This is a genomic window from Microbacterium sp. B24, assembly GCF_000333415.1.
In the GTDB taxonomy this organism is placed as follows: Bacteria; Actinomycetota; Actinomycetes; order Actinomycetales; family Microbacteriaceae; genus Microbacterium.
On the sequence record NZ_BADB01000420.1, the window covers coordinates 1 to 3,033 of the forward strand.

Annotated in this window: 4 protein-coding genes; 1 reads left to right on the forward strand and 3 read right to left on the reverse strand. The window is 68.2% G+C overall.

What is annotated here, in order from left to right; genetic code table 11:
* Positions 1 to 81: 81 nt before the first annotated feature.
* Positions 82 to 816, reverse strand: a complete 735-nt coding sequence (locus tag I5I_RS12455; RefSeq protein ID WP_036320149.1) for a hypothetical protein — start codon at positions 814 to 816, stop codon at positions 82 to 84.
* A gap of 138 nt (positions 817 to 954) precedes the next feature.
* On the opposite strand from I5I_RS12455, the gene I5I_RS12460 reads away from it, so the two are divergent.
* Positions 955 to 1,455, forward strand: coding sequence for an HIRAN domain-containing protein (locus tag I5I_RS12460; RefSeq protein WP_187289953.1), 501 nt, complete (start codon positions 955 to 957; stop codon positions 1,453 to 1,455).
* 112 nt (positions 1,456 to 1,567) lie between these two features.
* Here the strand turns inward: I5I_RS12460 and I5I_RS12465 are convergent, their stop codons facing one another.
* Together I5I_RS12465 and I5I_RS17185 are read right to left on the reverse strand one after the other, a co-directional pair.
* Entirely contained in the window at positions 1,568 to 1,822 is a 255-nt protein-coding gene (locus tag I5I_RS12465; RefSeq protein WP_036320156.1) for a hypothetical protein, read from the reverse strand.
* A gap of 801 nt (positions 1,823 to 2,623) precedes the next feature.
* A partial coding sequence (locus I5I_RS17185) for a hypothetical protein (protein ID WP_051039616.1) occupies positions 2,624 to 3,033 on the reverse strand: 410 nt, incomplete at its 5' end.

Here is a 3,033-nt window from a genome sequence, read left to right on the forward strand (position 1 = left end):
GCCGAGGGGGCGGCTTGATCATTGAAGAAGTCGTCTACGCGCACGAGTCACAGCGTAGGGCGGCGCGTGGACGCCGTCGGGTTACAGCGCCGAGGGTGGCGCGGCTTCCGCCGAGGGCGGCTCGGAAAGGTACTCAAGGAACTTCCGTCCCTTCGGCGTCGTGCGTGCGTGAAGCTCGCGGGCGTGTGAGTCAGATAGTTCGCGTTGAATGGCGACAAGTCGCTCTCGCTCGAGGTCGCTGACGGCCTGAGCGAACGGCGGCCACCACTCAGCGAGCGGGACGCCGAAGACAGCGGTGAGGGAATTGTTGTTGTCGGCCTCGTAGCGGCGCGCCATGTCGACACCGTTGGCGGTTGCCCACGCGTGACCGTCGTCGAGATAGTGCAGAAGCCAGACGTGGAGGTCGTCGAAGTCGACGACGAGACGCCCGAACTGGGAGCGCTCGGTGTGGGAGAACGGAGCCCAGCTTCCCGCATGCGCGACGGCATTGGCGAGGCGGCGGCGCTTCCCGGCGCTGGCCGTCTCGGCTGCGGCGCGCTGAGCGTGCGTGACGGCGGCGACAAACTCGTCCGAGTCGACAACGTCCTCGAGCGTGAGGCTCTCGTCAAGGCGCGCGATGGCGTCGGTGAGCGATCGAGCCATAAGTGAGTTGAATTCGTGCTGGCGGGCGGCTTGGCGCGTGTCGAGGACATGGGCGAGCGTCTCCGCCGCGATGGGGCCGACGATGGGGATGGCGCCGAGGGCGGCTTTACCAACGTAGGCGAGGGTGTCTTCGGCGGGCTCGTGTGGCGGGACGGCGGAGACGAGGTCGGTCATGTGTCCATCGTGGCAGGCACAGCCGACACGGCTCGTTAGGCTCCGCTCATGGGATTTCTAGACCGACTCTTCGGGCGGAGGGCCGCGGAAGCCGCAGAAGTGGCTTCGCCCGGCGAGGTGCCAGTGCCCGAGCCGACCGTGACGATCAGGCATCGGGACGGCACCGTCGAGCGGCGGCCCGTCCAGCGCCACGAGGGGAGCTTCGACGATTGGGTTACCTCGATGGAGGCGAAGCGGTCGAGCCGCAAGGACTCTGCCGCGAAGGTCACTGTGGCCGAGATTGACGAGGACAGCTTGCGCGTGCTCGATCTGCGCGAGGTCGCGTCGGGGCGGCATCGGATCGTCGGCTCAGCGAACTACTTGACGGACGATGAACGCCGCGCCCACGGCGGCACGTCGTATCTGCTCGTGCGTGAGCCGGGGAACGCGCACGACGGCAACGCTCTCGCGGTCTACGGGCGCGGGCGAAAGGTGGGCTACCTCTCGGCGGCGAAGGCGGCGGGCCTCGCGCCGATGCTGGACGGCCTCGGATTCGACGCCTACCGGATCGGCGGAACGACGGTCATCGAGAATTCGATCCGGCTGTGGGCGGATATCCCGACGGTGACGGCGATGCGCGCCTACGTGAAGGGTCGTTAGAACGACGAAAGGCCCCCGCTCCGGTGAGGGAACGGGGGCCAATCGAATCGGGCGGCGTACTTGAGGAGGCGCTCTGCGCCGTGAGCCCCAGCGCCCGCAGGAGGGCGACGCCCTAGCGGCGGTACTGGCGGACCTCGGCGATGAGGGCGTGGGCGACGGATTGGCCCATCGAACCGGCGACAATGAGGCGGTCCTCGTCGATCCGGGATTGCATCTTGTCGGCGTCGGAGAGAAGGTCACAGGCGCCGTAAAGGGCGCTTAGCTTCGCCTTTTCGAGGGATGGATGAGCGTCGACAATGTCGCGGAATGTGCGCTTAGCGGCGGCCGACCAGGCCGAACGGGCGCGAGATTGCGGGGAATTCGCCACAATGCGCTCCTTTCGGCGGGTCGGGCGGGGTTGGCGGGAGCGCCTGAAAACGGAGGGCCATACGTAGCGACAGGGAGACGCTATGCCTCACCGGGCTTCTAGCGAGGGGGTAGTGGGAGACCCTCCCCTGGCCGCTACGCTTCGGGTGTGCCGCTGAGCGACTCCGACATTGCCTACTGGGGCGCGTGTGCTTCGGTCGCGCCGGTGCTTGGCCTTGCAGTCGTGCTCGAGGCTCGCTACCTGCGCTCCGTCGGGCAGGGCGGCGCATACTGGGCCAAGATCGTCGTCGGCGTGATGTACGTCCTCGCGGGCACAGCGAGTGTCATGGCTCTGGGCTCATCCCTCGAGGTGCTGCGCAATGGGGAGGCGGGTGAGTTCACTCGGTCGCTGGTGCCGCATCTCTTGACCTTCGGTTGGGGAATGGTCATCACGTCGCCGTTGGTCGTGATGCTCACTGACTCGATGTGGGAGAGGCCCTCGCGTGCGCGGAGGAAGGCCCCGGGGTCGCCTGTAGTGGAGGCTCCTGGGGTGGTTCAAAGTGGGGAGGTGGCCCGCTCGCCGGAGGTCGTTGAGCGGGCCGTGACGCCTAGGCGGGAGACCCGGAGAAGCCGTAGGCGTCGGCGTGCCGCGCCGGGTTCCTAGGCCTGGCCGCATGCTCACCCCGCGCGGTTCCCGCCGCCGGGTGCTCACGCCACGGGGTGAAAGAGTCCCTGCGTGCTCTCGCCGCGCCTGCACACACAGGCCGCGAGCACTCCGCCGCCCGCTTCGATGACGGGGGATGGCGGAGAAGATGAGGGGCCTCTAGATGCCCTCGCGGAAGGGGATGGCGGAGCCGCCCTGCACGGGGGCGCACTCCTCGACGCCTGCGGTGTACGCCGAGGGGGTACGCACGGAGCCTGTGAAGCCTCGGCGGCCCGTCGCGGCGCGTGCAATTTGCGACGCCTCGCGGAAGGTGAGGTAGACGCCCGTGGACTCGGAGAGTCCGACGGTGTGCTCACCGAGGGTTTCTTGATTGATGCCTCGAGGGTTCTCGTATCCTCGGCGAGCCGCCGTCAGAACGACAAGCTCGACCACGGCGGGAGCCGCGCCTGCGGCCCAGATGTGCCCGGTTCGCTCGGAGACCTCGGCGAGGACGAGCGTGGTGGCGTCGTCAAGGGCGGCCTCGGCGCGAACCTTGTCGGGGACTCTAGAGGATCCCCGGGACCGAGCTC